This window comes from Gemmatimonadaceae bacterium, assembly GCA_020846935.1.
GTDB lineage: Bacteria > Gemmatimonadota > Gemmatimonadetes > Gemmatimonadales > Gemmatimonadaceae > RBC101.
Genome location: JADLCY010000001.1, coordinates 111,287 through 137,902, shown reverse-complemented (window position 1 = coordinate 137,902; position 26,616 = coordinate 111,287). Strand labels below are relative to the sequence as shown.

The 26,616-nt window shown below is 68.6% G+C and carries 23 protein-coding genes; 16 read left to right on the top strand and 7 right to left on the bottom strand.

What is annotated here, in order from left to right; all coding sequences use genetic code 11:
- The first annotated feature begins 167 nt into the window (after positions 1-167).
- Positions 168-3,119, top strand: coding sequence for a S8 family serine peptidase (locus IT361_00665; protein MCC6316169.1), 2,952 nt, complete (start codon positions 168-170; stop codon positions 3,117-3,119).
- Positions 3,120-3,159: 40 nt separating this feature from the next.
- Here IT361_00665 and ruvA read toward each other — a convergent pair whose 3' ends face one another.
- From ruvA to IT361_00650, 3 genes are read right to left on the bottom strand one after another with little or no spacing between them, the layout of a single operon-like run.
- The gene (gene ruvA, locus IT361_00660; protein ID MCC6316168.1) at positions 3,160-3,759 is read right to left on the bottom strand and encodes a Holliday junction branch migration protein RuvA; all 600 of its coding nucleotides are present in this window, start codon (positions 3,757-3,759) and stop codon (positions 3,160-3,162) included.
- On the bottom strand, positions 3,759-4,289 hold the full coding sequence (gene ruvC, locus IT361_00655; protein MCC6316167.1) for a crossover junction endodeoxyribonuclease RuvC: 531 nt from the start codon (positions 4,287-4,289) through the stop codon (positions 3,759-3,761). The genes ruvA and ruvC overlap by 1 nt, the downstream gene beginning before the upstream one ends.
- 13 nt (positions 4,290-4,302) lie before the next feature.
- Positions 4,303-5,046 (bottom strand): YebC/PmpR family DNA-binding transcriptional regulator, encoded by a 744-nt coding sequence (locus tag IT361_00650; GenBank protein ID MCC6316166.1) that lies wholly within the window; start codon positions 5,044-5,046, stop codon positions 4,303-4,305.
- A 202-nt stretch (positions 5,047-5,248) separates the two neighbouring features.
- Here IT361_00650 and IT361_00645 point away from each other — a divergent pair, with 202 nt between their 5' ends.
- From IT361_00645 to IT361_00610, 8 genes are all read left to right on the top strand, one after another.
- Positions 5,249-5,446 carry a hypothetical protein gene (locus IT361_00645; GenBank protein MCC6316165.1) on the top strand — a complete coding sequence of 66 codons (198 nt, stop codon included), beginning with the start codon at positions 5,249-5,251 and terminating at the stop codon, positions 5,444-5,446.
- On the top strand, positions 5,419-6,426 hold the full coding sequence (locus tag IT361_00640; GenBank protein MCC6316164.1) for a hypothetical protein: 1,008 nt from the start codon (positions 5,419-5,421) through the stop codon (positions 6,424-6,426). Before IT361_00645 ends, IT361_00640 begins: the two co-directional genes overlap by 28 nt.
- Before the next feature lie 23 nt (positions 6,427-6,449).
- Positions 6,450-6,821, top strand: a complete 372-nt coding sequence (locus IT361_00635) for a hypothetical protein (protein MCC6316163.1) — start codon at positions 6,450-6,452, stop codon at positions 6,819-6,821.
- Between the two features lie 143 nt (positions 6,822-6,964).
- A complete protein-coding gene (locus IT361_00630) occupies positions 6,965-7,831 on the top strand; it encodes an ATP-dependent DNA ligase (protein MCC6316162.1) in 867 nt (288 codons plus the stop codon).
- Positions 7,828-8,706 carry a non-homologous end-joining DNA ligase gene (gene ligD, locus IT361_00625; GenBank protein MCC6316161.1) on the top strand — a complete coding sequence of 293 codons (879 nt, stop codon included), beginning with the start codon at positions 7,828-7,830 and terminating at the stop codon, positions 8,704-8,706. The genes IT361_00630 and ligD overlap by 4 nt, the downstream gene beginning before the upstream one ends.
- Before the next feature lie 209 nt (positions 8,707-8,915).
- Entirely contained in the window at positions 8,916-9,326 is a 411-nt protein-coding gene (locus IT361_00620; protein ID MCC6316160.1) for a DoxX family protein, read from the top strand.
- Positions 9,319-10,725 carry an aminopeptidase P family protein gene (locus IT361_00615; protein MCC6316159.1) on the top strand — a complete coding sequence of 469 codons (1,407 nt, stop codon included), beginning with the start codon at positions 9,319-9,321 and terminating at the stop codon, positions 10,723-10,725. The genes IT361_00620 and IT361_00615 overlap by 8 nt, the downstream gene beginning before the upstream one ends.
- Before the next feature lie 129 nt (positions 10,726-10,854).
- Entirely contained in the window at positions 10,855-11,940 is a 1,086-nt protein-coding gene (locus IT361_00610; protein MCC6316158.1) for an NAD-dependent epimerase/dehydratase family protein, read from the top strand.
- A gap of 73 nt (positions 11,941-12,013) precedes the next feature.
- On the opposite strand, the gene IT361_00605 is transcribed toward IT361_00610, so the two are convergent.
- From IT361_00605 to IT361_00595, 3 genes are all read right to left on the bottom strand, one after another.
- A complete protein-coding gene (locus IT361_00605; GenBank protein ID MCC6316157.1) occupies positions 12,014-14,821 on the bottom strand; it encodes an Ig-like domain-containing protein in 2,808 nt (935 codons plus the stop codon).
- Between the two features lie 285 nt (positions 14,822-15,106).
- On the bottom strand, positions 15,107-15,970 hold the full coding sequence (locus IT361_00600) for an AAA family ATPase (GenBank protein ID MCC6316156.1): 864 nt from the start codon (positions 15,968-15,970) through the stop codon (positions 15,107-15,109).
- Positions 15,967-16,362 (bottom strand): hypothetical protein, encoded by a 396-nt coding sequence (locus IT361_00595; GenBank protein ID MCC6316155.1) that lies wholly within the window; start codon positions 16,360-16,362, stop codon positions 15,967-15,969. The genes IT361_00600 and IT361_00595 overlap by 4 nt, the downstream gene beginning before the upstream one ends.
- A 65-nt stretch (positions 16,363-16,427) precedes the next feature.
- On the opposite strand from IT361_00595, the gene IT361_00590 reads away from it, so the two are divergent.
- From IT361_00590 to IT361_00560, 7 genes are read left to right on the top strand one after another with little or no spacing between them, the layout of a single operon-like run.
- Entirely contained in the window at positions 16,428-18,005 is a 1,578-nt protein-coding gene (locus IT361_00590) for a response regulator (GenBank protein ID MCC6316154.1), read from the top strand.
- A gap of 57 nt (positions 18,006-18,062) precedes the next feature.
- A complete protein-coding gene (locus tag IT361_00585) occupies positions 18,063-19,868 on the top strand; it encodes an ABC transporter ATP-binding protein (protein ID MCC6316153.1) in 1,806 nt (601 codons plus the stop codon).
- A gap of 1 nt (position 19,869) precedes the next feature.
- Complete coding sequence (locus IT361_00580) at positions 19,870-20,940, top strand: glycosyltransferase family 4 protein (GenBank protein ID MCC6316152.1); 1,071 nt, start codon at positions 19,870-19,872, stop codon at positions 20,938-20,940.
- Positions 20,937-21,689, top strand: coding sequence for a glycosyltransferase family 2 protein (locus IT361_00575; GenBank protein MCC6316151.1), 753 nt, complete (start codon positions 20,937-20,939; stop codon positions 21,687-21,689). Before IT361_00580 ends, IT361_00575 begins: the two co-directional genes overlap by 4 nt.
- A 39-nt stretch (positions 21,690-21,728) precedes the next feature.
- Positions 21,729-22,898, top strand: coding sequence for a glycosyltransferase family 4 protein (locus IT361_00570; GenBank protein ID MCC6316150.1), 1,170 nt, complete (start codon positions 21,729-21,731; stop codon positions 22,896-22,898).
- Positions 22,895-23,848 carry a lysophospholipid acyltransferase family protein gene (locus IT361_00565; protein ID MCC6316149.1) on the top strand — a complete coding sequence of 318 codons (954 nt, stop codon included), beginning with the start codon at positions 22,895-22,897 and terminating at the stop codon, positions 23,846-23,848. The genes IT361_00570 and IT361_00565 overlap by 4 nt, the downstream gene beginning before the upstream one ends.
- Positions 23,845-24,990: an aminotransferase class V-fold PLP-dependent enzyme gene (locus tag IT361_00560; GenBank protein ID MCC6316148.1), complete on the top strand. Its 1,146-nt coding sequence runs from the start codon at positions 23,845-23,847 to the stop codon at positions 24,988-24,990. The genes IT361_00565 and IT361_00560 overlap by 4 nt, the downstream gene beginning before the upstream one ends.
- A 169-nt stretch (positions 24,991-25,159) precedes the next feature.
- Here IT361_00560 and IT361_00555 read toward each other — a convergent pair whose 3' ends face one another.
- Positions 25,160-26,428, bottom strand: a complete 1,269-nt coding sequence (locus IT361_00555) for a tyrosine--tRNA ligase (GenBank protein ID MCC6316147.1) — start codon at positions 26,426-26,428, stop codon at positions 25,160-25,162.
- Positions 26,429-26,616 lie beyond the last annotated feature (188 nt).

The following is a 26,616-nucleotide window of genomic DNA, read 5'->3' as shown; positions in this document are numbered from 1 at the left end:
GGACATTCTGCCGCGCGCTCTTGCCGACGGCGATGGGACGGGCCAACATGAAAACGCGGGTGTGGGGCGAGGGGAACATCGCAACGCGCCTGGGTCGTGACCATTCCCATTCGAGGCGCGTTGAATGCAAGGATTCCCCCCCCCCCCCGGCCAGCCGAGGTCGAGCCATGTTGTCGTTCCTTACCGCAGGTGCGCTGTGTCTGGGTTGCATGGATCCGACCACGCCGCCCTCGCTCCGTCTCGGGGTTCCGGTCCCCACCGTTGACCTGGGCTTCAGCGAGGGCTGCGCCCGCTTTCAGGTCAGCTTCGATGCCGGGGGCATGCCCCTTCTCGAGCCGATCTACAACACCGCGTACTGTCAAACAAGTCAGATCGAGCTGATCGGAGACTCGGCGTCGTTCGTGTCCGCGACGGGTGCACTGCGCATTCGCATTCGGCTGAAGAACCTGGGCACCGGGCCACTCGTCCCGCGCGTGAGGCTGCGCCTGAATGCCGACAGTGTGAAGCGCTTTGATGCCTCCGGTGAGGTCGTGCCCGGTGCGTCGGATCTCCTTGGCTATCAGCCCGACTCGGCGAGCACGAGTGGCCGGCAGGCGTTCTGGTTCTACGACGCGATGCTTGCGAGCGGCCAGCCGCAGATGCTCTTCCCTGGCGAGGAGACGGGGCCGAGGTGGGTCGAGGTGCGCGGGACGACATGGACAGCAAGGGTGCGCATCAAGATGTTCGCGGGCGGGCCGGAGCAGGCGGTTCCCGCCACTTCGCCTGACACGATCCCAACCGCTCTGATCACGTCGTTGGACAGTCTGGCCGCCGGCGGCGGGAAGTACTTTCGATCGCAGTTGCTGACGGTGCTCTTTCACGACACCGCTTCGCAGGCATCCCGACAAGCAGTCCTGGCGAAGGTGCGAGGCTACGTCGTTGGCGGCACAAAGGTCACGGCAACGGACGGTTGGTACGTCGTGCGCGTTCCGTCGGCGACTACCGTCGCCGCGCTCGGCGTGGTCCAGGATTCGTTGACCGGCGACCCGCGTGTCATCAATGCCTACATCTGGTCGGTCAACGATCCAGACGACCAGTCGTGGATCAAGCCGAACGACGGCGCAAATTGGGAACGCGCGTCATGGTCGGCGGATGCCATGCTGAGCCAGGGCGCGAATGCAGCCCTTGAGCGTATCCGGGCTCCACTCGCCTGGGGCTGTTCCATTGGGTCCACGTCAACTGTGATAGGTGCGCTCGACGATGGTTTCCACTCGCCGAGCGATCTGTCCCCGAACATTGGATCCATACGGCAGCCGGTCATTTTCAGGGATCACGGCACCAGGGTCGCGAGCGTCACGGCTGCGCGGGGGAACAACGACTCGGGGATGACGGGCGTGATGTGGCAGGCACACCTCCTGCTTCGCTCCCGGCGTCAGAATCCCCTTATCGATACCGCGACGACGGTTTCGGCACTGAACCCTGAGACGGCGTACGAGGAGAACCTCATTCGACTCGCCCGTCAAGGGGCGTCAATTGTCATCCTCACCGCCAATCTTCAATGGCCGGGCGGAGCGCCGGACACGGTCAATGACGCGAACGCCAGGCGGGTGCTTCGGAACAGAAACCTTGTCCTGGGCAGTGCCATAAACCGGCTGCGACATGAGGGGCGACGTCCGCTCTTCGTGATGAGTGCTGGCAATGACGGGTTGGACGCGCGATACGGCGGCATGGTGAATGCGAGGTCCACCTACCCGGAGCAGGTACTCGTGGTCGGTGGACTGGCGCACGGCATCGCGGCTCCAGGGCAGGGCAGTGCCATGAAGGGGGCGCCAAAAGCTACGAATCGCGGTCCGTTCGTCGACGTCTACGCACCCGGCGAGAACATTGCGTTGCTGGACTCGCTTGGGAAAGTCACGTTGGACGCCGGCACCTCCTTCGCTGCGCCGCTTGTCGCGGGCGTGGCCGGACTGGTCAAGTCGTTCTACCCGGCGCTGCCCGACACCGCCCTCAAGAACATCATTCTGAGCGGAGCGACCGAATTCGTCGCGACCGACGCGGGCTTGCGCCCGGTGCTCGACGCCTACGGAGCCCTACGGCGCATCGCGGAACGTCCGGGCGCTCCCCTGTGCGGCAATCGCCTCTGGGTGACCGGCTCCAGCATCGCCGTCCAGCGCGGTCAGCAAACGCAAACGATCGCTGCTGCCTCGGGCGGCAAGGTGATCGGACTGGATGTCCTTCACGGGGGGCGTCAGATCAACTACCTGACGCCAGGCGTGGCGCCCGGCGAACGCTCCGTGACTTACTCAAATGGGTCGTGGCTCCAGGGCCCCCAGGGTTCGTTCGAAGAACTCTCTGGTACGGCGCGATCGATGGACGGGAACTCGCACGGGCTGGACTCCTCGCTGATCGCGGAGAGCCGCGGCCGGCACGCCGATACGATCGCGGTCAACCTGTACGTGGCCGGGACGCCGACGTGGCAGGTCGAGTTCACCACGCCGCCGTTGCTGGACACGTTGAACGCGATCTTCCTGACCGGTGGCTTTCCCATGGTAGGCCCCAAGGCGTACCTCGTCCTGTCCGAGTTTGACTGGCAGTCGGAACTCCCGGTGAAGTCGGCAATATACCGGCTCGACCTCGTGACCCATCAGGTCGATCCGATCGGCGTGTTGGCCAACGTGGGAGTGGTCGACGTCGGGTTCGCCGAGGACAATCAGGAGAAGATGCTCCGACTCGTGAGCGGAACCAGCTGTATCATCCAATGGAGTCGGCCGACGTTTGGGTCTTCGGGTCCGACCATGCTCAGTGACTCGCTGGCGCCTCGCCGAAGCGAGCTGGTGCCGTTCGCCGGTTGCGAATTTGCGGGGTGGGCCGGGCGTGGAGCGGGGGGCATCGCGCCCCGCGTCGTCGGCCCCGTACTCGCGCCGTGGCGGCCCGGGACGTCCACGGTCACCGTGCGGCCGAGTTGGCGAGCGCGATCGGTGCGCGGATTGCGCCTGGGGCGAGAGGCTCGGGTGCCGCCACGTTGGCAGCTCGGGCAAGGGTTCCCCCAGCCCGCGGCGGCCGTTGCCTCGCTCGACGCTGCGAGCGACAGAGACGACGTGATGCCGTGTGGTTGGGGGCGCAGTCTGGACACTGGTTGATCTTCGGCTCGAGCTGACCCGAATTCGCGACGCTCGCCGCCTACTTTCTGCCCACGTGCACCAGCGCGGCCCGGATGACCTGGGGTGCGGTGGGGCGGTCGAGCGCCTCCAGTGCCTTTCGCACGGCCTTCTCGGCGTCAGGCGCCGCGTATCCCAGGGAGACCAGTGCGCGAATCGCGTCGTCGGCCGCGGCGCCCTCCGGGCGGGAGGGGCCACCATCAGTGCTCGCGGCCACCTCGTTCAGCTTCTCCGCCAGATCGAGGATCATCTGCTCGGCCTTCTTGCGGCCCACGCGCGGCACCATGGTCAGCGTCGTCACGTCCTTCTCCCGCAGTGCCTTCACGACGCGCTCGGAGCTAAGGGCGGAAAGCATGCCAAGGGCGAGCGCTGGCCCCACGCCGGTGGCGCCGAGGAGCTTGCGGAACACGCGGCGGTCGAAGGTCGCGTGGAAACCGTAGAGCAGCCACTCGTCCTCGCGTACCACGAGGTGCGTGTGCAGGGTGACCTTTTCCCCCACCCGCGGCAGCTTCTCGTAGGTCGCGAGCGGAATCGCGAGTTCGTAGCCCACACCGCCCGCCGTCATGACTTCGACGTGGTCGAGATCCTTCGCGAGCAGTGTGCCCGTGACGATGGTAAGCACTAGGCGAGGCGTGCCGGTCGTGCCCGCGGCGCCGCGGTGAGGGCGGCGATGGTCGGGACGCGCGTGCGCATGCAGAGCGTGATCGCGGCCGCGACCCCGTCGGCGGCGTCCGACGGCGTGGGCGGAGCCTGCAACCGCAGCAGGCGCGTCACCATGAACTGGACCTGATCCTTGCTCGCGGCGCCGGCCCCCACGACGGCTTTTTTCACCACGGCTGGCGCGAACTCGTGCACGGTGAGCCCGGCGCGCTCACCGGCGAGCATGATCACGCCGCGCGCGTGGCCGAGCGCGACCGTGGTGCGCACGTTGCGCGCGTAGAAGACGTCTTCGAGCGCAAGCGCGTCGGGCCGGTGGCGCTCGATGATCTCCACGATCCCGTCGAAGATCCCGGCGAGCCTGGAGGGGAGAGGGTCGCGTGATTTCGTCCGGATCACGCCGCACTCGACGAGCGACATCTGCCCGCCGGGTCGGAGCCTCACGAGGCCATATCCGGTGACCGCGGTCCCCGGATCGACGCCTAACGCGAGCACGTGGCGGGGCCCGTCATGCGTCGGCCAGCTCCGCCACGTCCATGTCGAAGTTCGCGTCGACCTTCTGGACGTCGTCGAGTTCCTCGAGGGCCTCGATCAGCTTGATCAGCGCCCTCGCGTCCGATCCCTCGACCCGAACCGTCTGCTTCGGGATCCAGGCGATCTCGGCGTCGGTCGCGACGATGCCCTTGCCTTCGAGCGCCGTTCGGACGGCGTGGAAGTCGGCCGGGTCGGTGCTGACCACGAACTGGTCGTCCTCGCGGGCAAAGTCCGCGGCCCCGGACTCGAGGGCGGCTTCGAGCGTCGGATCTTCGTCGTATTTCGCCGCGTCGAGGTACAGCTGGCCCTTGCGCTCGAACATCCAGGACACGGAGTTCGTCGCTCCCATGTTCCCGTTGCCGCGAGACAGCTTGTGTCGGACTTCGGCGACCGTGCGCGTGGCGTTGTCGGTGAGCGCATGGATCATGAGAGCGACTCCGCCCGGTCCGAAGCCCTCGTAGGTCACCTCGACGTAGTCCACACCCTCCAGTTCGCCGGTGCCCTTCTTGATGGCGCGCTCGATGTTGTCCTTGGGCATGGACGAGGCCTTGGCGGCGTCGATGGCGGTGCGGAGTCGTGGGTTGCCGCCAGGGTCACCGCCGCCCTGTTTCGCGGCGACCGTGATCTCGCGAATGAGCTTGGTGAACATGGCGCCACGCTTGGCGTCGGTGGCTGCCTTGTAGTGCTTGATCTGCTTCCATTTACTGTGGCCGGCCATGCTTCGGATGGGGCTGGGGTGCGTGGGAAATATAGGGACGCTCCGACACCGTTGTCCGCCGTCGTGGCCTCCGGTTCGCGCACCCGGGCTCACCCGAGGTTTGCCGCGTGCCCGCCGTGTTCCCCGGGCGCTGACTTGCAGCGGGTGAGCCGTCCGGCAGCGGTGCTGCGCGTGTTTCCGGAGCACCCGACCCCACCCGCCCATGCCTACCCATCATCTCCAACGCATCCGCGCTGCGCTCCTGCCCGTCGCGCTCGCCGCTGCGGTCCCCACCCTCGCGTCGGCGGCAGACGTCGCGCCTGACCCCGTGTCTGCGGCCTCGAGTCCGTTCGGTGCGACGGTGCTCGCCGTGGTCGCGCTCGCCGTTGGCGTATGGGTGATCCGTCGACGCAAGCGCTGACCCACGCGTCCGCGCGGCGCTTCAGCGCGCTTGCCGGAGCGTGCGTCCTTGCCGCCACCGCGCTGGTGGCGACGGTTCCACTCGAACTGGCGCTGGCCAGCGTGTTCCTGTTTGCGGGGCCGCACAACTGGATGGAGTTTCGCTATGCGATCGCGCGACTCCCGTCACGTCTTTCGCCGTTCCGCGAGTTCTTCCTCGTCGCGATCGCCGGCATGGTGCTGTTGACCGTTGGGGCGCTCGCGATCCCCGGCGCCGCACGATTCGGCGGTTCGACGACGACGCTCGCGCGCTGGGCCACGGCGTGGAACCTGGCACTGGTCGGGTGGATCGCCGCCCTCGCGTTCCTGCGCAGCCGACAGAAGCCGGTCCGCGACTGGACGTGGGTGCTGCCGGTCGCGCTGGTGGCGGCGTCGCTCGCGTGCTGGAATCCCGGTGTGTGGTCGCTGCTGCTGGTGTACGCGCATCCGATCGTCTCGTTCGTCGTGCTCGATCGGGAGCTGGGGCGTCACCATCGACACTGGCGTCCGGCGTATCGCGCGCTGCTCGCTGCGCTGCCGCTGTTGATCGTGGTGCTCCTGTGGTCGTTGCGTGACGCGGGCCCGCTCCCCGGCGAGGGAACGGATGCGTTGACGATGCGGATCGTCGCGCAGGCCGGTGGCGTTCAGCTTACGTGGCTCGGCCCCCGCGCACTCGTCGCCACGCTCGCGCTCCTGGAGCTCCTGCACTACGCCGTTTGGATCGTGGTCATGCCGGTCGTCACGGGCATGGGCGCGCCGTGGCGCCGCGTGCGCGTGGCCATCGTCCGCGACAGCGTGGTGCGACGACGCGTGGTGCGGTTCGCATTCGGTGGGCTTGCTGTCGCCGTCGTGGCACTCTGGGTCGCGTTCACGGCCGACTACGCTCGGGCCCGCGACGTGTATTTCACGCTGGCGATCGCACACGTGCTGGGCGAGGTCCCCATGCTGCTCAGGCTCGCTTGATGACATGGCTCGCGCTGGGGAACCTGGGAGTGGCATGGCTCCTGACGGTGGCCGTCGAGGGTGTGGTGCTGTGGTATCTGCTGCACCCGATGCATGCACCGCGCACGCGATGGTTTGCCGCGGCGTGGCTTTCGGCGTGTACGCTCCCGCTCGTGCATCTGGGGTTCCCGGCCTTGCGCGCATTCGGCGCGTCGGACGCGGCGTGGATCGCCCTCGCCGAGGTGTTCGCGCCGTTGGCAGAGGTCGCCTTGTTTGCGCTCGTGGTGGCGCCGGTTCCGGCAGGGCACCGGCTTGCGGCAGGGAGCGGTGCCATCGCCGCCGCGCGTCGACGAGACGCGACCGCCATCGTGATCGCAAACCTTGCCTCGTTCGCCGTCGGCCTCCTGCTGCGCTGAGCGGTGCACCTGGGGCCGCGCGCGGCGTGGGCTTCCGCGTCCGGACACGCGCCGCGGCAACGGGCGCGGGAACGGCGCCACGTCAGGCACGCCGCTGCGCGCCACGGGGTGATATCTTCGCGTCGACCAATTGCCGGCGGAGCATGACCGTTCCCGAGTGGCTCGAGCCAATGGCCGCCACGCTCACGCAAGAGCGATTCAGCGGCGATGCGTGGACCTTCGAACGCAAATTCGACGGCATCCGGCTGATGGCGCACAAGGCCGGTGACGACGTCACGTTGCTCTCGCGCAATCGGCTGACGCATCACCATCCGACGATTGTCGCGGCCATCCGCGCCCTGCCCGCATCGGAGCTCATTCTCGATGGCGAGGCGATGGGGGTCTGGGGAAAGGCCGCGGCGTTCGGGTATCACGTCTTCGACGTGTTGTGGCTCGACGGCCGCGCGGTGACCGGCCTGCCGCTCGATGCACGCCGTGCGCTGCTGGACACGCTCCCGTTGCGGCCCCCGCTTGTTCGCGTCGAACCCCTCGACGGCGATGCGCCGTGGGAGCGCGCGTGTCGCGAAGGGTGGGAGGGGGTGATCGCCAAGCGGCGCGATTCGATCTACGAGCACAAGCGGTCGAAGCACTGGCTCAAGATGAAGTGCGAGGTGTCGCAGGACTTCGTCGTTGGCGGGTTCACCGATCCGCAGGGCAAGCGCGCGGGCCTTGGGGCGCTGCTGGTGGGGTACTACGATGGCGATGACTTCGTTTTTGCCGGCAGGGTCGGCACCGGGTTCGACGTCGCGCTGCTGAACGCCCTGCGCGAGCAGCTCGATGCGCTGGCGGTGAGTGCGTCTCCGTTCACGCGTGCGACCGGCCTTCCGCGTGCCGGTCACTGGGTGCGCCCCGACGTTGTCGTGCGCGCCGCGTTCATCGAATGGACGGCGCACGGCAAGCTGCGGCATTCGCGGCTGCTCGGCGTTCGGCCTGGTCAGGTGCCGCGCGAGGTCACGCGGGTGACGGGATGATCACGCACCCCGAGAAGCTGCTGTTCCCGGCGGATGGCATCACCAAGGGTGATGTCGCGGCGTACTACGAGCGGGTCTCGCCATTCCTCGTGCCGTTTGCCCGAAGTCGACCGGTCACCATGGAGCGCTTTCCTCGCGGAATCGGCGAGGAGGGCTTCATGCAGAAGAACGTCGAGAAGGGATTCCCGGCCTGGCTCGAGCGGGTCACGGTGCCAAAGCAGGGGGGCGTGGTGAACTATCCGCTCATCACCGACCATCGGTCGCTCATGTGGGTCGTGAATCAGAACACGATCACCCCGCACGTGTGGGTGTCACGCGCGCCCGCGCTCGATCTGACCGACCTGCTGGTGTTCGACCTCGATCCCTCCGTCGATGACGCGCGCATGTTGCGGACCGCGACGCTGGGACTTCGAGCGCTGCTGGAGGAACTCGGCGTGCCGACGGGAATCAAGACCTCCGGCTCCAAGGGGTACCACATCGTGGTGCCGATCGAGCCGACGCCCGCGGGTGAGGCTGGCCGTTTCGCGGACGCGGTGGGGGCGCTGGCGACGGCGCGCGATCCCGAGCGCTTCACGCTGGCGTTTGCGAAGAAGGACCGCGGCCATCGCATCTTCATGGACACCGGTCGGAATCATCCCGGCGCGACGTTCGCGTGCGTGTACGCATTGCGTCCGCGACCGGGTGCCCCCGTGTCCGCGCCATGCACCTGGGAGGAGTTCGAGCGCGGCGACGCACCGCCGCAGCGCTTCACGTTGCGCGACATGAACGCGCGGCTCGATGCCGTTGGCGACCTGTGGTCGACCCTGTGGGACGGCGCGTCGTCGCTCGCAGAACCTGCGAAGCGGCTCCGCGCGCTCAAGGACACTTCCAGGTAGGCGCCGTCGATCAGGGCGCCCGCTCAACCCGGGGAACCGGCGCCCGCGCGCCCTGCGGCACGACCGTCGGCGTGTACCGAACCGGGACTCCAGTCGCCGAGGCACCGGCCATCGAGCGGAGCGCCCATTGCCGCGATGGTCTCCCTCGTTACCCTAGCCGAGTGGTGCGCGCGCGCCGAACTTCCGGTCGATGCCAGCCAGGACTACCAATGCCGATCAGGACTGATCTCGCACTCCTCGTGCTCCGTGTCGTCACGGGCCTGACGTTCATGGTGCACGGGCACGCCAAGCTGTTCGCCATGGGTCACGAGGGAGTCACGGGATTCTTCACCTCGCTGGGTATTCCGTTGCCGGGGATCGCGGCCTGGGGGGTGACCATTCTCGAGTTCTTTGGCGGCCTCGCCCTCGCCGCCGGGTTCCTGACCCGCCTGCTCGGTGTGCTCTTCTGCATCGACATGGTCGGCGCCATCGGTTTCGCCCTCTGGCCCAAGGGTTTCATGGGTGGTTTCGAGTTCGAACTCCTGCTGGGCACCGCGTCGATCGCACTCGCGTTCGCGGGTGGCGGCGCCTATTCGCTGGACAGCCGACTGGTCGCACGGGCGAAGCGAGCCGATGGCTAGCCGTCGGACGTTCGTTCGCGAGATCGGCGCGTCGATCGCCGCCGCCTCGCTGGCCAGCGAAGCGTTGGCCGCAGAGGCAAACGACCTGCAGCCGCGGGGCTCCGAGCGCCTCCTGGTGGACAACCCGCACCATCCGGCGCCGGCACCCGTCGGCGTGGATCGGCTTGCGTTGTCGTGGTACAAGGCGCGGTCGCAGGTACTGCGGGAGCGGGCCAGGGCGCGGGGCGCGCACGCCGTGCTCCTGCAGAGCGACGTCAACCTGGTGTATTTCACCGGCTGCTTTCGCGGCAGCGGTGAACGTACGACCTGGGCCCTGATGCCGGTGGACGAACGCGACACGGTCTACTGGTTCTCGCCGGCGATCGACCGGGATCTCATCACGTCGTGGTGGGCGACGGAGAACGACTACTACTTCTGCTACCCTCACGCCGAGGGCGGCTTTCCGAACCGCGGCGAGCTGGCGCGTGGCAATCGCGTGGACTTGTGGGCCTGGGTGCTGGGCAAGCTGGGTGCGCGCGGGCTCGGCGATCGCACCATCGCGCTCGATCGCGAACTCGGGCCCTCTGCACAACGGACGTGGGAGCGCGTGCTCCCCTCGGCAAAGGCGATCGATATCTCCGACGAATGCCTGCGTCTGCAGGTGATCAAGACCCCGGAAGAGATCGCACTCACGCAGCGCGCGTATCGCTACTTCGACAAGGTGCATGCGTTCGCGCGCGACTACATCCTCGAACACGGTACGCGCACGACCGATTACCAGATCGGGCAGGCGCTCGCATCGTACGGCATCAACCTCATGATGCGGGATGTGAGGCGCGACGGCAAACCCCACAGTGCAGTCGGCATGGAGGTGACGGGCAATTACGTGCGCACCGGGGTGGCGACGGCCTATCCGCACCCGAACCAGTTCTTCCATGCCCGGGTGGAACGAGGCAAGCCGCTGTACGTGAACTGCGACATCCTGCTCGGCGGCTACGGTGGTGAGGGCTATCGCAACTACATCCTGCTCCCATCGACGCAGCAGCACGATCGCATGTGGCAGGTAGTGGCTGACACGGTCCAGATGATCACCGAGGAAACGAAACCGGGCGCCGTGTGTTCGGAGATCGCGTACAAGGTGCACGCGTACCAGATCAAGCAGGGGATGCAGGAGTTCATCTATCACCGGCCGGGGCACGGACAGGGGCAGAACTTCGTCGGCCACCAGCCGCCGTTTCTCGCGCTGGGCGACGACACGGTGGTCGAGGAGGGCATGACGTTCTCCGTCGAGCCCGGTCTCTACGACGAAGCCTCGGGGATCGGCATCAACCCGAGCGACCGCCTGGTGGTGCTCCGGGATCGTGCCGTGCTGATGAGTCGGATCCCGTTCAGCAGGGAGTGGAGCTATCTTCGCGTATAGGCGGCCACGCGACCCGCAGTCCGTGGTTTGCCGGTCACGCCGATCGTGCGCCGTTCAACATCAACCGACCATGCGCCCATGAAGAGCCGCCGCGAGTTTCTCGAGATCGGGCTCACGACCCTCGGCGCGATGGCTGCGCTCGACCCGCGCACGCTGCGCGTCGCACCGCCGGCCCCGGCGGCAAAGAAGATCCTGATCCTTGGCGGGACGGGGTTCGTCGGGCCGCACGATGTGCGCGCCGCGCTCGCGCGCGGACACCAGGTCACGATCTTCAACCGCGGGCGCAGCGGCCCCAACCTGTTCGGGAAGGACGTCGAGCAGCTCGCCGGTGACCGCGCGAACAATCTCGATGCGCTCCGCGGACGCAGGTGGGACGCCGTCATCGACGAGTCAGCCTCCCAGAGCACCGCCCCCGAGTGGGTCAAGCAATCGGCCGGGCTCCTCAAGGACTCCACCGACCAGTACCTCTTCATATCCACGCGGTCGGTGTATCAGGACACGAGCCGGGTGCCGATGACGGCGGCCGCTCCCGTGCTGACGCTCGAGAACTCGCCGATACGCGAGGGAACTCCGCTTCCCTACGGTCACGCCAAGGCGTACGCCGAGAAGGAGGCGCACGCGGCGATGCCGGGTCGCGTGACCGTGGTGCGCCCGGGCCTGATCATCGGCCCGGAGGACGATACGGATCGATTCACGTATTGGCCCGTCCGGATCGCCCGCGGCGGCGAGGTGCTGGTGCCGGGTGATGGGAGCGACCGCGTGCAGATCATCGACGTGCGTGATCTGGTGGACTTTTGCGTGAAGCTGGTCGAAGATCGCACCTACGGCGTCTTCAATGCGGTGGCGCCGCACCTCGGCACGCCGTTCCGCGACTTCGTGAACCAGGTCCGCGCCGGCGTGGGTTCGGACCCCACCTTCACGTGGGTGGATGCCGAGTTCCTGCGCGCCAACGGCGCGAATCCGTATGGCCGCGAGCTGCCGGTGTTTCAGGTGATGCAGGGTCGGACCGCCGGCTTCGCGCAGTTTGACCTCACGCCCGAGATGAAGGCCGGACTCCGGTGGCGCCCGATGGAGACGACCGCGCGCGACACGCTCGCGTGGTGGCGCACGCTTCCCGCCGAGCGCCAGGCGGCGATCAGGACCGGCTTCACACCGGAGCGTGAGAAGGCGCTGCTCGAAGCGTGGAAGGAGCGCGGGAAAGGAGGCCACGAGTAGGGTGCGCTCCATGGGAGAGGGCGATAGGAATCGTTCCCATCGCCCTCTCTCGCGGACCGCCTGCCGTGCCAGCCTAGGGCGCTGTCATCGTGTAGATGATCGGCTGACCTCCGGGCAGCTTGCCGTTCTTGCCGATTTCGAGCGTACCATTCAGGCCCACGATCTGGCCCGCCTGGTCGAGGACGAGCTTCCCGAAGTACCTGGCGTCGATGCCGGTGAACCCGGCGTAGGTGCCGAGGCCGGTCGCCGTGAAGTTGCCCTGATCGTCCAGCGTACCCCGGACCTGGATCCAGGGACCGTCACCCTCGATGGTCACGTTGTGGACGGCCAGGGACTGTCGCATGGACACACGAGGCCGTGAGTCGTCGTCGTCATCATCGCGACGGAAGCGCCCTCGCCGGCGCGGCCCCATGCGGCCGAAGTTCTCGTGGCTCTGGTCGCCCCCGGAGGGCGCCACGCGTGTGTCGATCTCCTTCGTCACGCAGGCACTCGCCGGCATGCCGGGCTTGAAGCTCTTGCCGTCATCATTGACCGTGCCGATCAACGCGACGTTCTTCGCGCCGGCGCCGCCGGGAGCGCCGGGGCCCGCGCCGGGAGCCGCGTTGCCGCCGTTCATGGTCTGCAGATAGTCGATCGTCCCGTTAGGCGCCTTGGTGCCGCTGCCGTTCGTGCCACCGGTACCGGGCGTGCCACTGGCAAGGCCGCCCAGACCTCCGTTCCCCCCGGGAAGCCAGGGCAGCACGTCGCACGTGCCGAAGCCGTTGCCGCCCCAGGCAAACGCATACTGCACCACGCCGCCCATGCCGGGCCCACCCGGCCAGCTGTTGCCTCCCTTGGTGTTGTCCTGCACGCGAGCATTGCCGCCGGGGCCGCCCGTGGCGTTGGCATCACCACTCTTCGCGCCGTCACGGAATTGCGCATTGCCGTGGCCACCGTCGCCCGCGCGCACCGCGGCCACGCCGCCGCGACCGGCCGGACCGGCGGTCACCGTAATGTTGGCCGCCCCCGTGACCACACCGGCGAAATAGTCGCCAATCACGCGCTTGATCACGGCCTCATCACCGATCGTGGCCCCCTTGCCCCCGGTCGCCGTCGCGGTCTCCCCGGGCGTGGCGGGCACCGTCGAGGCATCCTTGCCGCGGTCACCGCCGATCGATGCACCACCGCCAAGTGCCACGTCCGGGGTGTCACTCGTGTTGGCGGGCAGGTTGAGATAGACGTCGAGGCCTGAAGGGCGGACGTCGGTTCCCATCGCCCCATTGACCGAGATGCCACCTCCCGCGCCGGCGTTGCCCCCGGTGCCTACCTTTCGCGTGCCAGCGCCGCCATCGACGGCGTCGCCGCCACGACCGCCGGCCTGTGCGAACAGGACGCTCACTTCGAACGTGATGCGTCCATCCGACTGCACGAACACGCTGCCGCCGGCGCCACCGTTGCCGCCAAGCGCTGGCTGTGTCGGTGTAGAGGTGCCCTTGCCGCCGCGGCCGCCGCCCTGGGAGGTCATGCGCAGCCCGAGCGCCTGCAGGTGCCCGCCACACTCCAGTGTGACGTCGCCGCCCCTGGATCCGTTGCCGCCGTTAGGCGAGGCATCGGCGCCCGGGGCGGCCAGCCCTCCGGATCCGATCTGCGTGTGCTGGATGACGCAGGGATCGAGCAGCGTGTCTGCGGCCGTGCCGGCGACCCGTGCGCGCACGCGCCCCAGTCCCGCCGCGGGTCGACTCGTGACGACGATGCTGCCACTGCTGGTGATGGTGGCGGAGTCGAGCCGGATGCCACCTTCGCTGCGCAGGAGCAGGTCCGGCGGCGTGCCCGTCGTCGTGGCACAGCGGTTGGTCACTGTGCCGCGGGTGAGCAACGAGCGGCCGGTGATCGACACCGCGCTGCAGTTCGCACGCACCGAGCCGTGGATCTCGATCGGGCCGGAGGAGCGCAGGGTGAGTGGCCCGGCGACGGTCACGGTCACGGCGCGCGGCACTCTGAGCGCCGACACATCGACGGTCCCGCTGATCGTCGTGTCTCGGGTGAGCGAAAGGTCGAGGCCGACGACGCTGACCGTAGCGACGGCCGTGCGCCCCTCGACAGTTGCCGTGACCTGTGCTGTCCCCAGTGCCACGGCGGTGAGCGTCGTCGTGTTTCCGGTGGCTGTCACCGTGGCAACCGATGGACTGCCGGACGTCCACGTAACGACGCGATTGGTGAGCGCCCCGCCCGCCGAGTCCAGCGGGGTCGCGGAGAGGGTCAGCGTCCGGCCCACGATCACCGATGCCGAAGCCGGTGTGACCGTGACGGACGCCACGGGTACGGGAGCCACCGTGATCGCCACCGACCCGCTCACGCCTTCGCTCGTCGCCGTGATCGTGGCGTTCCCAACGCTGACGGCGGTGATCGTCGTGCTGGCGCCGGCCGCCGCGACGGTTGCCACGGCCGCGTTCGACGTGGTCCACGCGATGGTGCGACCGGTCAGAGCGTTTCCCGCCGCATCACGCAGCGCGGCGGTTGCGGTGCTCGATCGCCCGACCAGGATCGAGGTCGCGGCGGCAGTCACGGCCACCGTGGCCACCGGAGGCGGAGTGACAACGACCTGTACGGTGCCAACGACGCCATCGGCGGCGGCGGAAATAGTCGCCGTCCCCACCGCGACCCCGGTCACGAGACCAGCCGTCGAGACGGTGGCAACGCCGGTCGACTGACTTGACCACATCACCGGTCGATTGAGCGCCGCGCCACCTGCGTCCCGCACGGTGGCGGTCAGTTGAACCGTGCTCCCCGCGATGATGGTTGGCGTCGCCGGAGTGATTTCGATTCGTGCCGGCGCCGGCGGGTCGGATCCCCCATCGTCTCCGCAGCCGGATCCGGCGAGGAGGACCAGGGTGAGAATCAAGCGGGGACGTGGACGGATAGACGGCATTGCGGGCTCCGGAAGGGCTCTCCGGAGTTACGCGTCGATCGCGGCTGCGCCCGGCCAGCGTCGCTCGCGCTGATCGCGAGTTCGTGGGACGACCGGACCTCATGGAACTCGCGTGCGACGTCTCTGCGCCAGCGCAGGCCGACCCGCAGGCCCTGGTCACGGTGCCGGGCAGGTGAAGAAGGCTGCACCTGCGCATCGTGCAAATCGGTACGGCGGCCCGGGCCGAGCGTCAGCCAAGGCTGCCGCTCGGTGAACCGGTCAGGGTTCCACCATGTCCTCGAACCGCAGCCACGCCTTGAAGTAGAACAGATCGGCGTAGCCTAACGAGCCGTCGCGACTCTTGCGCACGTGCACCTCGGCGGCGCCATCGATATCGTTGGCGGCGTGATACTGTTCTTCGCGGTACAGTCCCAGGACGATGTCGGCGTGGTGGGCCAGCGCGCCCAGGATACCGAGGTCCTCGAGTTGAGGCCGCGGATCGGCCCGTTCGCGGACCGGCACGGCCAGATGGCTCACCGCGAGGACCACACACTGCCGCCGAACGGCGAGCGACTTGAGCTGGAGCACCGCGTGGGCCAGTTCCTCGTCCCTGGGCAGGCGACCGACAGCGAGAGACTGTACCGGGTCCACCACGAGCAGGTCGAGGCCGAGGTGCTCGATGAGCAGGTCGGACAGCCCGGCCACGCCGTTGGGCGCGACGTGCGAGAACATGGGCGCGCGCTCGCGCAGGCGGAGCGCGGCGGCCGCGACGGACGCGCGCCCGGCTTCGTCGAGCGTGCCGTGTCGCAGGTCGTCGACGCGCGCGCGTCCCGTCATCGCGAGGGCGCGTTCGAAGAGTCGCTCGGGTCCGTATTCGCCGGAGAACAGTGCCACGTCGTATTCGGCCTCGGCGGCGCGCAGGGCGATGGCCATGGCGAGGGCGGACTTGCCGCAGCCACTGTCGCCGGCGAGGACCACGAGATCCCCGCGGCGCGGGCCACCGCTCAGGAGCGCGTCGAGGCTGGGAAAGCCCGTGGGAACCGCGTCGAGGCGCCCACCGTGCGCGTCCACGCCGGCGAGGTACGAGATGGCGTCGAACGGGCGGGCATCCGCGCCGTCGTCGTTAGGCGCGACGTCGCTCATGCGGCGGGCGCCAGGCGGCCGGCGAGTGCCCTGAGGTCGGTGCGGGCAACGCCGTCGATCGTGCGCGCCGAGAGGGCCAGGGCGCGCTCCCACGCCGCGGCCACGGCAGAGCGCTCCCCTCGCGCCACGGCGTCGACGAGCTGCACGAACGCCGAGCGACACGGCGCCGGCAGCGACATCGATTGGAGCCAGAGTCGGGCCGCGGCTGTTCGCGCCGGTGCGGCGCCCGGGGAGTCCGGCGCCCCGCTCCAGGCCCACAGCACTCTCGCCGCGACAAACGTGGCCAGCACCAGCTCGCGCTCGCCTCCGAGGGGCAGCCGCTCCGCCAGCGCGACGAGCGCGCGGAAACGGAACGTCGGGGGCGTCAGGGCATATGGAGGAAGGGCGCTCACGGGCCGCAATCTAGGCGCCCACCGCCACTCGGCAAACGCGCGATTTTCCCCTTACATTCGACTCCATGCCGCCGCTGCCCAGGATCGGCCAACCACCCAAAGCCGTGCTCTGGGTCGACGACGAAGCCGAGTTGCTGGAGCCCCACCGGCTCTTCCTCGCGGAAAAGGGGATCGACGTCTCCGTCGCGACCAACGCCGACGACGCGGTGGAGATGATCCGCCGCAAGCCGTATGACCTGCTGCTCCTCGACGAACAGATGCCCGGCCGCCGCGGCCTGGACGCGTTTCGCGAGGTGCGCGAGGTCGCGCCCACGATGCCGGTGGTCATGATCACCAAGTCGGAGGACGACGCCACCCTGCGCGAGGCGTTAGGCGCGGACGTCCGCGACTACCTGGTGAAGCCGGTGAGCCCGCGGCAGGTCCTGTCGGCGGTCACGCGCGTGCTCGAGGGGCCGCGCATTCGACAGCAGGCCGTGGCCCGGGCGTTCGTCGAGCGGTTCCGGGCCATGGAACTCGAGCGCCGGCCCGACCTCGAGTGGCGGGGCTGGATCGAGCGCTTCGACGAACTGATGCGCTGGGACGTCGACCTCGCCGGCGCTGGCGAATCGGGACTCTACGATTCACTGCGCGGGCTCTACCCGGACATGCATCGTGAGTTCTTCGCGTACATGCAGCAGGCGTACCCGGGGTGGCTGCGTGACCTCGAGGGCGATCGGCCACCGCTGTCGATCGACGTCGTGCCGGAGTTCGTGCTGCCAGTCCTCGCCCGCGACACGCGCGTGGTGCTGGTCGTGGTCGACTGCATGCGCCTCGACCAGTGGCGCGTGATCGAGTCCACGGTGTCATCACTCTTTGACGTCGAAACCACGCACTACTTTGCGGTGCTCCCCACCGCCACGCCGTACGCGCGCAACGCGCTGTTCAGCGGCCTGTTTCCAGGCGAGATCGCGGCACGCTTCCCGGACTGGTGGGGCGAGCGGGACGACGAATCCCTCAACGCCCACGAGCGCGAGCTGCTCGAAGCGCAGTTGATGGAGCTCAGGGTCCAGGCCTCGGTCCGCTATCAGAAGATCTCCACGCCCGGCGACTCGGACGAACTGGAGCGCCACATCGCCACCGCGATCGGCCCCGAGGGGATCAGCGCGTTCGTCTTCAACTTCGTGGACCTGCTCACCCACGGTCGCTCGGAGTCCGCCATCCTGTACGAGGTCGCGCGCGACGAGATCGCGCTCCGGCAGCTCACGCTGCAATGGTTCCAGCGATCCGCGCTCCTGTCGCTTCTGCGCGAGGCGGCACGGCGCAAGGTGGCCGTGGTTCTCACCAGCGACCACGGCTCCATTCACTGCACCACGCCGGCCACGGTCTTCGCCAAGCGCGACGCGACGCACAACCTCCGCTACAAGTTTGGCGAAGACCTCCGTGCCGAGCGCCCCGACCAGGCGATGCTCGTCACGAACGAGGATCTGCTCCGGCTCCCGCGTCGCGGCCTCGGCGCAAACACACTGCTCGCGGTCGGCAACACGTTCTTTGTCTACCCGACCAAGCTGCGCGAGTACCAGAGCCGGTATCGCGGCTCGTTCCTGCACGGGGGCGTGACACCGGAAGAATGCATTGTGCCGCTGGCGCTCCTCACGCCCAGGTAGCGGCATGACCAGACGCCGGGCCTGCGCCGGGTGGCGGACCCCGCGCTGACCAACGCCATGCTGCGCCGCCTTTTTCCCTTTCTCCGCCCGCACGCCGCGAGGATGTCGGCCACCATCGCCTGCAACCTCATCGCGGCGTGGCTCGACGTGTTCTCGTTCACGCTGCTCATCCCGTTTCTGAGCCAGCTCTTCGCCGTTCCGGTGCCGGGCAGCGCGATCGTCGCGTTTCAGCAGCGCGTCATCGGCTGGTTCCTCGCCAGCGGTGCCGGCGATCCCATGGCGTCGCTCCGGAACCTGGTCATCGTCATCGTCGTCGCCGTCACGGCCAAGAACGCCTTCGTGTGGCTGAGCGGGCAACTCGGCGCGTCGGTACAGGAGGGCGTGACCCGCGACCTGCGCAACGCCGTCTATGCACACCTCCAGCGCATGCCGCTGACCTGGTACACCCGCACCAGAGCCGGGCAGATCCTCGCGCGCGTGATGACCGACACGCAGCAGACGAAGCAGGTCATCACCGAGGCCGTGACCCGATCCATCCAGAGCGCGGCGATGGTCGTGACGGCCATCGTCGCGATGTTCGTGATGTCGTGGCGGCTCTCGCTCCTCGCGCTGGTGGTCGCGCCGATCCTCATCGGCCTGCTGCAACCCATTCTCCGCAAACTGCGGAAGGGCCACCGACGGCTCGGCAACCAGTACGGCGACCTCACCAGCATCGTGCAGGAGTCGGTGGCCGGTGTGCGCCTCGTGAAATCGTATCGCGGCGAACCGTACGAGATCGACCGCTTCCGCGAGGCGAGCGGTCGCTATTCACGCGGCATGGTGCGCATCAACCGGCTCAGCCTCATGGCGCAGCCGATCACCGAGACCGTGGCGACCGGCATCGCCATGCTCATCCTGTGGGTGGGCGCTCGTGAAGTCCTCGGCGCCGGTACACTCAGCGGCGCGGAACTCATCACCTTCCTCGCCATGGTGATGCGCATGCTGCAGCCGCTCAAGCAGCTGTCGCAGGTGCCGGCCGTCGCCCAGCAATCCCTGGCCGCCGCCGATCGGATCTTCGAGGTGCTCGACCATCCCGTGGAGGACGACCGTGGGTCATGCACCGTCCGCGGCCTCGAGCGCGAGGTCCGCTTTGACGACGTGCGTTTTGCCTACGATGACGGCGACGTGTTGCAGGACATCAGTTTCACGGCGCGCCAGGGCGATGTGGTGGCGCTGGTCGGCGCGAGCGGAGCGGGGAAGAGCACGCTCGTGGACCTGATTCCGCGCTTCTACACCCCCACGGGAGGGCGCATCACGATCGACGGGGTGGACACGAGAGACCTCACCCTCGAGTCGTTGCGATCGCTCACGGGCGTCGTGTCCCAGGACACGGTCCTGTTCAACGACACGGTTCGGAACAACATCGCGTATGCCGCCCCCGGTCGGTACACCGATGCGCAGATCGAGGCGGCCGCGCGCGCCGCGAATGCCCACGCGTTCATCGCCGAGCTGCCGGACGGATACGACACGATCCTGGGTGAACGCGGCACGCGCCTCTCCGGCGGGCAGCGGCAGCGCCTCGCGATCGCGCGCGCCCTGCTCACCGACCCGCCGATCCTCATCCTCGATGAGGCGACTTCCGCGCTCGACACGGAGTCCGAGCGCCTCGTGCAGGAGGCCATCGATCGTCTGCTGGCCGGACGCACGGTGTTCGTGATCGCGCACCGTCTGTCCACGATCCAGCACGCGACGCAGATCCTCGTGCTCGAGCGTGGTCGCATCGTGGAACGTGGAACGCATCGAGAGCTGATGGGGGCGAGCGGGGCCTACCGGCGACTGCACGACCTGCAGTTCGCTGATCGCCGCGTCCCCGCCGGGGCCTGACGTGCGCCTGCTCTTCCTGGAGACCTCGGGCGCCTGGACCGGCGCGTCGCGCATCTTCACCGCCGTTGCGCATGCCCTGGCGACGCGCGGCCACGAGACGGCGATCCTCGGGCCCGAGGGCAGCGACCTCGTTCGCAGCGCGCGCACGTCGCGGGCGCGGGTGTTCGAGCTCGAAGGCGAACGCCGACGAACCGGTCGTGACGCCGCGCAGCTGGCCGCGCGACTCGTTGAGTTTCCGGCAGATACCGTGTTCGTGCACGGCGACGCATCGCACCTGGTCGCCGCACGCGCGCTCACGAAGACTCGCAAGGGCTTGCTCGTCAGGCGCCTTGGTGCGGGCGAGACGCTCGAACCGACGCGCCGCACCCGCCAGGCCGAAAAGGCGTGGCCGGTGCGCTACCTCTACACGACCGAAACGCCTCGCACGGGCCACGCGGCGCCGAGCGGCACGATGAGCGCGTTGCGCGCCGACCTGGGCGTGCCCGTTCCGGATGGTCCGCCGGCAATCGTCGACGATGGGTACGCCGTGCTGGCGTGCATTGCCACGCGAGAGGCACTGCGCCGGGCCACCAACGTGCTTCGCGCTGGCGCGCTCCTCGCCCACCAGCACCCCGGCCTTCGGCTCCGGGTGATTGGATCGGCCGCCAGCGACCCTGACCTGCAAGTGCTCGCCTCCGCGCTCGGCCTCGCGCGGCGCGTGGAGTGGTTCTCGCAGGCCGCGAGCATCGGAACCGCGCTCGAGGGAGCGTCCGCCGGCTGGGTGGTCGCCGATGGAGACGACGCGGGACTCGGCATGCTGCAACTCATGGCGCACGGCGTCGTGCCGCTCGCCGAACGCACGCCGGTGGCGATGCGATACGTCACGCCGAGCGTGCACGGGATCCTGATGGCGACGCTCGATCCTCCCGCCATGGCCGCCGAGACGACGCTGCTGCTCGCCGATCGTGAGCGGCGCGCCACGATGGGCGCTGCCGGCCGCGCGCGGGTGGAGCGGGAGTTCACGCTGCGCGACATGCTCGCCGGGTTCGAGCAGGCGGCGCGCGGGTCGCGCGATCGACGGACGCCCGCATGACGCCGGTGCCTGTGAGCGTCGTCATTGCGGCGCGCGATGAAGGCCGGGAGATCGGTGAGTGCATCGCGAGCGTGTCGTGGGCGGCCGAGGTGATCGTCGTGGAGAACGATTCGACCGACGACACGATCGAACGCGCGCGCGCCGCCGGGGCGACCGTGATGTCGCATCCGTTCCGCACCATCGGGGCGCAGCGCAACGCGGCGATCGAGCGGGCGTCGCACGCGTGGGTCCTCGTGGTCGATGCCGATGAGCGCGGCACGCCCGCCCTGGCCGAGGCAGTCCGTGCCGTCGTCGCCAACATCGACAGCGCGCCGGCCTGGCGGGCGCCGCGAAGGAACTTTTTCCTGGGGCGCGAGATCCGGCACGGCGGCTGGGAGCGCGACCGACCCGTCCGGCTCTTTCGTCGCAGCCTCCGCTACGACGAGCGGCCCGTTCACGAGCATGTGATCGTGCATGGCGCGGTCGACACACTGAAGGCGCCGCTGCTGCACACGCCGTACGCCACGCTCTCGGAGTACTTCGACAAGCTGCACCGCTACTCGCGCTGGTGGGCCGAACAGCATGCGGCGCGCGGCCGGCGGGCGTCGATGCTCGACCTGACCCTGCGCCCCCTGGCGCGGTTCTTCACGATGCTCGTGCTCCGTCGAGGGTTCCTCGATGGACCTCACGGCGTGATCATCGCCGTTCTTGGTGCGATGAGCGTTGCGGCCAAATACGCGCAGCTTTGGGTCCTCTCCCACGAGACCTGACCACCACCCCGTCATTCCCTGCTCCCCGTACTGCCCGCCATGCGCCACCTGTTTGTGACCCAGGACTACCCGCCCGACCTCGGGGGCATGGCGCGTCGGCACGTTGAGCTGTGCCGGCGGCTCGCGCCTGACGAGGTCGTGGTGTCCACCGTCGCGGCCAGCGGAGCTGAAGCGTTCGATCGCGGGGAGGCGTATCGCATCCGCCGGGAACCGTTCCCGTTTCGTGAGGCGAAGCGCCTGACGAGGCAGGTCGCGTGGAGCGCGGGCATCGCGCACGAGGCGGCCGGTGGGCGGACGATCATCCATCTCGGCAACATCCGTCCCTGCGGCTACGCCGTGCAGCTCGCGACGCGGCGGGTACGCGTGCCCTACCTCGTGTACGTCAACGGCGGCGACCTGTTGCGCGAACAGCAGAAGGTGGGGCGGGCGCTGTCGCTCAAGCGCTGGTCGGCCCGCGACATCTTCGCGCGGTCGTCCGGCGTCGTGGCCAACTCGGCGTGGAGCGCAGATCTTGCGCGGCGCGTGATGCAACTCGCGGGCGTGCGGCATGCCCCGGAAGTGGCCGCGATCGACCTTGGGACGGATCCGCTGCAGTTCGCTCCGTCGCGGGACCGCGGGCTGCTCCGGCGCCGGCTCGGGATCGGCGATGCCCCGCTGCTCGTGACCGTCGCCCGGCTCGTCCCGCACAAGGGCCAGGACACCGTGGTCGAGGCGCTGGCATCGTTAGGCCCGACGGTGCGGTACCTGATCGTGGGGGACGGCGCCGACCGCGAACGGCTGGAGCGCATCGCCAACGCACGCCAGGTCGCCCATCGCCTGCACTTCAGCGGACCGCTCTCGGACGAGGAGGTGGCCGAGGCGTATGCGACGGCCACCGTGTACGTGGGGCTCTCGCGGCTCGACAACGGCATCAACGTCGAAGGGTTCGGCATCTCGTTCGTCGAAGCCTCGGCGAGCGGAGTGCCGGTCGTGGCCGGAGACTCCGGCGGCGTCCGCTCGGCGGTGCGACACGACGAGACCGGGTTCGTCATCCCGTCGGGCGATGCCGCGTCGGCGGCGGCAGCCATCGCCCGCCTGATCGACGACGCCGGCCTCAGGGGGCGCATGGGCGCCGCAGGCCGTCGCGCAGTGGAGACGCACTACAACTGGGACCGCGTGGCGCGCGAGACGCGGGCGTTTGCGCATCGCGTCACCGGGATCGCCACATGACCCCGCGGCTTCGCCATCGGTTCGAGTACGCTCTGTTGCGCCTGACGGTTGCCATCCTCCGCCTCGTGCCGTTCGACGTGGCGCGACGCATTGGTGAGGGACTCGGCACGCTCGGATGGCGGCTCGGGATCCGCCGGCAGGTCGTTGATGCCCAGGTGGCGGCCGCCTTTCCAGAGTTTGACCGCGAGCGGCATGCCGCCATCGCACGCGGCTCGTACGCCAACCTCGGTCGCGTCGCCATCGAGCTGGCGCTGTTGCCTCACCTCGGGCGCAAGGCATTCGACTCGCTCTTCGAGCCGGAGTCCGACCTCCACGTGGTGCAGGCTCTCCTCGCGGGCGAGGGGCGACTGATTGCCTGCTCGGGACACGTGGGCAACTGGGAACTGACCGGCGCGTTCCTCTCGATGCATGGCATTCCCGTCGATGCCGTGGCGCGGCACATGGCCAATCCGTTGCTCGACGGCTATCTGCTCCGCACACGGAGTCGCACCGGCATGCGTGTGCTGTTTGACACCGACTCCGTGTCGCACCTGATCCGCGGGATCAAGGAAGGACGCGTGGCGGGCCTGCTCGCCGACCAGGGGGTGCTGGGCCTCGCGTCCACGTACGTGCCGTTCTTTGGTCGTCCGGCCCGCACGCCGCGCGGGCCGGCCGTCCTCGCGCTCCGACTGGAGACACCAGTCGTCTTTTGTGCCGCCGTTCGACAACCAGGCGGGAAGTACCGGTTCCTTGCCCGCGAAATCGCGGTGGCGCAGACCGGCGATCGCGAGGCGGACGTCGAGGCGACCGTCGTGGCGTTCACCCGTGCGCTGGAAGAACTCGTCAGGCAGTATCCCGATCAGTACTTCTGGCAACACCGGCGCTGGAAGCGCCAGCCCGCCGACACGCCGCCAGCTCTTCGCGACCCCGTGGCCCTTGCCACGACCACGAGCACGCCCGACGACCGATGACCCTCGACGACATCGTCCGACGCGAGTTTCCACGACTGCTGGAGGGCGACACGGTATGGCTCAACAACGCCTCCACCGGCCCGTTGCCGGAGCGCGCGCTCGAGCTCTCCGGCGAGCTGGTCGAGCGACGATTGATGCCGTGGCGGTACGGCACGGAGGAGCAGTTCGGCGCCCTCGATGCATGTCGGGCCCACTGTGCACGCCTGATTGGCGCGTCGCCGAAAGAGATCGCGCTGACGGTGAACACGACGGCCGGGATCAACCTGGCCGCCCGTGCGTTGCCCCTCGGGCCTGGTGACGTGGTCATCGGCACCGATCGCGACTTTCCCGCGAACGCATACCCGTGGATGGCCGCGGCCAGGGATCGAGGATTCACGTTTCGCCAGGTGGCCTGCCGCGATGGTCTGTTTGACGAAGACGCAATCGTCGCGGCGCTCGACACACCCGGAGCCCGGGCCCTCGCCACGTCGTGGGTCTCGTTCGAGAGTGGCGTTCGGCTCGACCTCGATCGTCTTGGCGCCGAGTGTCGGCGGCGAGGCATCACCTTCATCGTGGATGCGATGCAGGGGCTTGGCCCCCTCACGCTGGACGTGTCGCGGACGCCGATTGACATCCTCGTGTGCGGCGGGCAGAAGTGGCTCCTCTCGCCGTGGGGTACTGGCTTTGCCTACCTCGGAAAGGATCTCGCGGCCCGGCTCGAGCCCATCAACGTGAGTTGGATGGCGGTGCGGGGCTCCGAGGACTTCTCGCGCCTCGTCGACTACCGCCTCGACTACCGCGACGATGCACGCCGGTTCGATGCCATCACGCTGCCCTACCAGGACTTTGCTGTGATGGCGGCGAGCCTTGCTCTCATGCACGAGATCGGCCCGGCCGCCATCGCCGAGCGTGTGCTCGAACGCACGACCCGGCTGGTGGCGTGGGCCGCGTCACGCGCTGAGATGCGGCTCGTGACGCCGGCCGCGCCGCATCGTCGCGCGGGAATCGTCTCCATCGCGCCGCCCGATCCGGTGGCGATGTCCAGCCGGCTGAATGCCGGCGGCATCGCGCATTCGCTGCGCGAGGGCGCGATTCGATTGGCCCCGTACTTCTTCACGCCCGCCGAGCATGTCGAGCGCGCTATCGATGTGTTGAGTCGGTAGGGCACCGGGCCGACTCCGCACGCGGACACACGGACAGCGCCCGTCGCCGGGGCGCCTGAAGCGAAGCGCCGACGTGCGTGCGTCGCGCAGCATGGATCGCAGATTGCCCGCTGCCACAGCGCGGGACGCTCGATCGCCGGCGCGTGCACACATGAACACACTGAGCGTATCAGCTCAGTTCGGCGATCCCCATCTCACGCCCGCCCTTGCGCACCAGCAGGAACTTCCCGTGGAGCGCGTCACTCGCCGGCACGTGGGTTTCATCCGCACCGATGCGTCGCCCGTTGATCGAGACTGCGCCCTGCTGCAGCTGGCGTCGCGCCTCGCCTCTGGACTTCACGAAGCCGAGGTCCACCAGCAGGTCGACGATCGGCAGGCCCTCGGCGGTCGAGGTCGTCCGCGCCAGCGGGAGTTCTCCGCGAAGCATCTCGAGCGTGTCCATCGATAGCGCATGCGCATCGGCGCGTTTGTCAAACACCACGCGCGATGCGTCCCGGGCGGCGCGGGCCGCAGCGTCCCCATGCACGCGCGCGGTCACCTCGTACGCCAACGCCGCCTGTGCCGCGCGGGATTCCGGTCGCTCGTCCACGTCGCGATCCAGCGCCTCGATGGCCTCGCGCTCCCGCAGCGAAAACATGCGGAGATACTGCTTCACGTTGCGATCGTCGACGTTGATCCAGAACTGGTAGAAGCGATACGGCGACGTTCGCGCCGCATCCAGCCACACGCTCGTGCCCTCCGCCGTCTTGCCGAACTTCTTGCCGTCGGCGGTCGTGACCAGCGGCAGCGTGATGCCGTGCGCATCGCCGCCGATCGAACGGCGAATGAGCTCCGTGCCGGCGGTGATGTTGCCCCACTGGTCGCTCCCGCCAAGCTGCAGCGAGACACCCTCGCGCCGGTACAGTTCGAGAAAATCATACGATTGCAGGAGCATGTACGAGAACTCCGTGTACGAGATCCCGCTCTCGAGCCGGGACTTCACCACATCCTTCGCCAGCATGTAGTTGACGCCAAAGTGCTTGCCGACGTCGCGCAGGAACGCGACGAGCGACATCGACAGGAGCCAGTCGGCGTTGTTGACCATCCGCGCGCCGCGTGGGCCGGAGAAGTCGAGGAAGCGCGAGAGCTGTGTGCGAATGGACTCGGCGTTGGCGGTCACCTGCTCCAGCGAGATCAGGTTCCGCTCGGCGCTCCTCCCGCTGGGGTCACCGATCATGCCCGTGCCGCCGCCCACCAGGGCGACTGGCCGATGGCCACAGCGTTGCAGGAACACCAGTCCCATCACCTGGACCAGGTGTCCCACGTGGAGCGAGCTGCCGGTGGGGTCGAACCCGATGTAGCCGGAGACCGGTCCCTTGCTCAGCGCTTCGGCGGCCCCGTCAGTGGCCTGGTGCAGGAGCCCCCGCCAGGAGAGCTCGTCAATGAAAGACGTCGTCATGCGGGAATAGTACCGAGGAACGACCGGAATCAGCGATCACGGCCATCGTAAGGCCGTCGCGAACGTCGCGGTGGCGACCGGGTACAGGCTGTCGTTGGGCGGTTTGGGAGGCGCGACCCTGGGCCGGCACGACATGGTCGCACGACGCCACCGGTCGCCGCGCCTACCCGATCATCCGCCGGGAGCCT

Coding starts and splice junctions, on each gene's coding strand:
- IT361_00620 (MCC6316160.1), top strand. CDS start 8,916: ATGCCGATCAGGACTGATCTCGCACTCCTCGTGCTCCGTGTCGTCACG.
- ligD (MCC6316161.1), top strand. CDS start 7,828: ATGATCACGCACCCCGAGAAGCTGCTGTTCCCGGCGGATGGCATCACC.
- IT361_00610 (MCC6316158.1), top strand. CDS start 10,855: ATGGCTGCGCTCGACCCGCGCACGCTGCGCGTCGCACCGCCGGCCCCG.
- IT361_00615 (MCC6316159.1), top strand. CDS start 9,319: ATGGCTAGCCGTCGGACGTTCGTTCGCGAGATCGGCGCGTCGATCGCC.
- IT361_00565 (MCC6316149.1), top strand. CDS start 22,895: ATGACCCCGCGGCTTCGCCATCGGTTCGAGTACGCTCTGTTGCGCCTG.
- IT361_00590 (MCC6316154.1), top strand. CDS start 16,428: ATGCCGCCGCTGCCCAGGATCGGCCAACCACCCAAAGCCGTGCTCTGG.
- IT361_00640 (MCC6316164.1), top strand. CDS start 5,419: ATGGGTGATCCGTCGACGCAAGCGCTGACCCACGCGTCCGCGCGGCGC.
- IT361_00575 (MCC6316151.1), top strand. CDS start 20,937: ATGACGCCGGTGCCTGTGAGCGTCGTCATTGCGGCGCGCGATGAAGGC.
- IT361_00650 (MCC6316166.1), bottom strand. CDS start 5,046: ATGGCCGGCCACAGTAAATGGAAGCAGATCAAGCACTACAAGGCAGCC.
- IT361_00585 (MCC6316153.1), top strand. CDS start 18,063: ATGCTGCGCCGCCTTTTTCCCTTTCTCCGCCCGCACGCCGCGAGGATG.
- IT361_00560 (MCC6316148.1), top strand. CDS start 23,845: ATGACCCTCGACGACATCGTCCGACGCGAGTTTCCACGACTGCTGGAG.
- IT361_00665 (MCC6316169.1), top strand. CDS start 168: ATGTTGTCGTTCCTTACCGCAGGTGCGCTGTGTCTGGGTTGCATGGAT.
- IT361_00600 (MCC6316156.1), bottom strand. CDS start 15,970: ATGAGCGACGTCGCGCCTAACGACGACGGCGCGGATGCCCGCCCGTTC.
- IT361_00630 (MCC6316162.1), top strand. CDS start 6,965: ATGACCGTTCCCGAGTGGCTCGAGCCAATGGCCGCCACGCTCACGCAA.
- IT361_00570 (MCC6316150.1), top strand. CDS start 21,729: ATGCGCCACCTGTTTGTGACCCAGGACTACCCGCCCGACCTCGGGGGC.
- IT361_00645 (MCC6316165.1), top strand. CDS start 5,249: ATGCCTACCCATCATCTCCAACGCATCCGCGCTGCGCTCCTGCCCGTC.
- IT361_00555 (MCC6316147.1), bottom strand. CDS start 26,428: ATGACGACGTCTTTCATTGACGAGCTCTCCTGGCGGGGGCTCCTGCAC.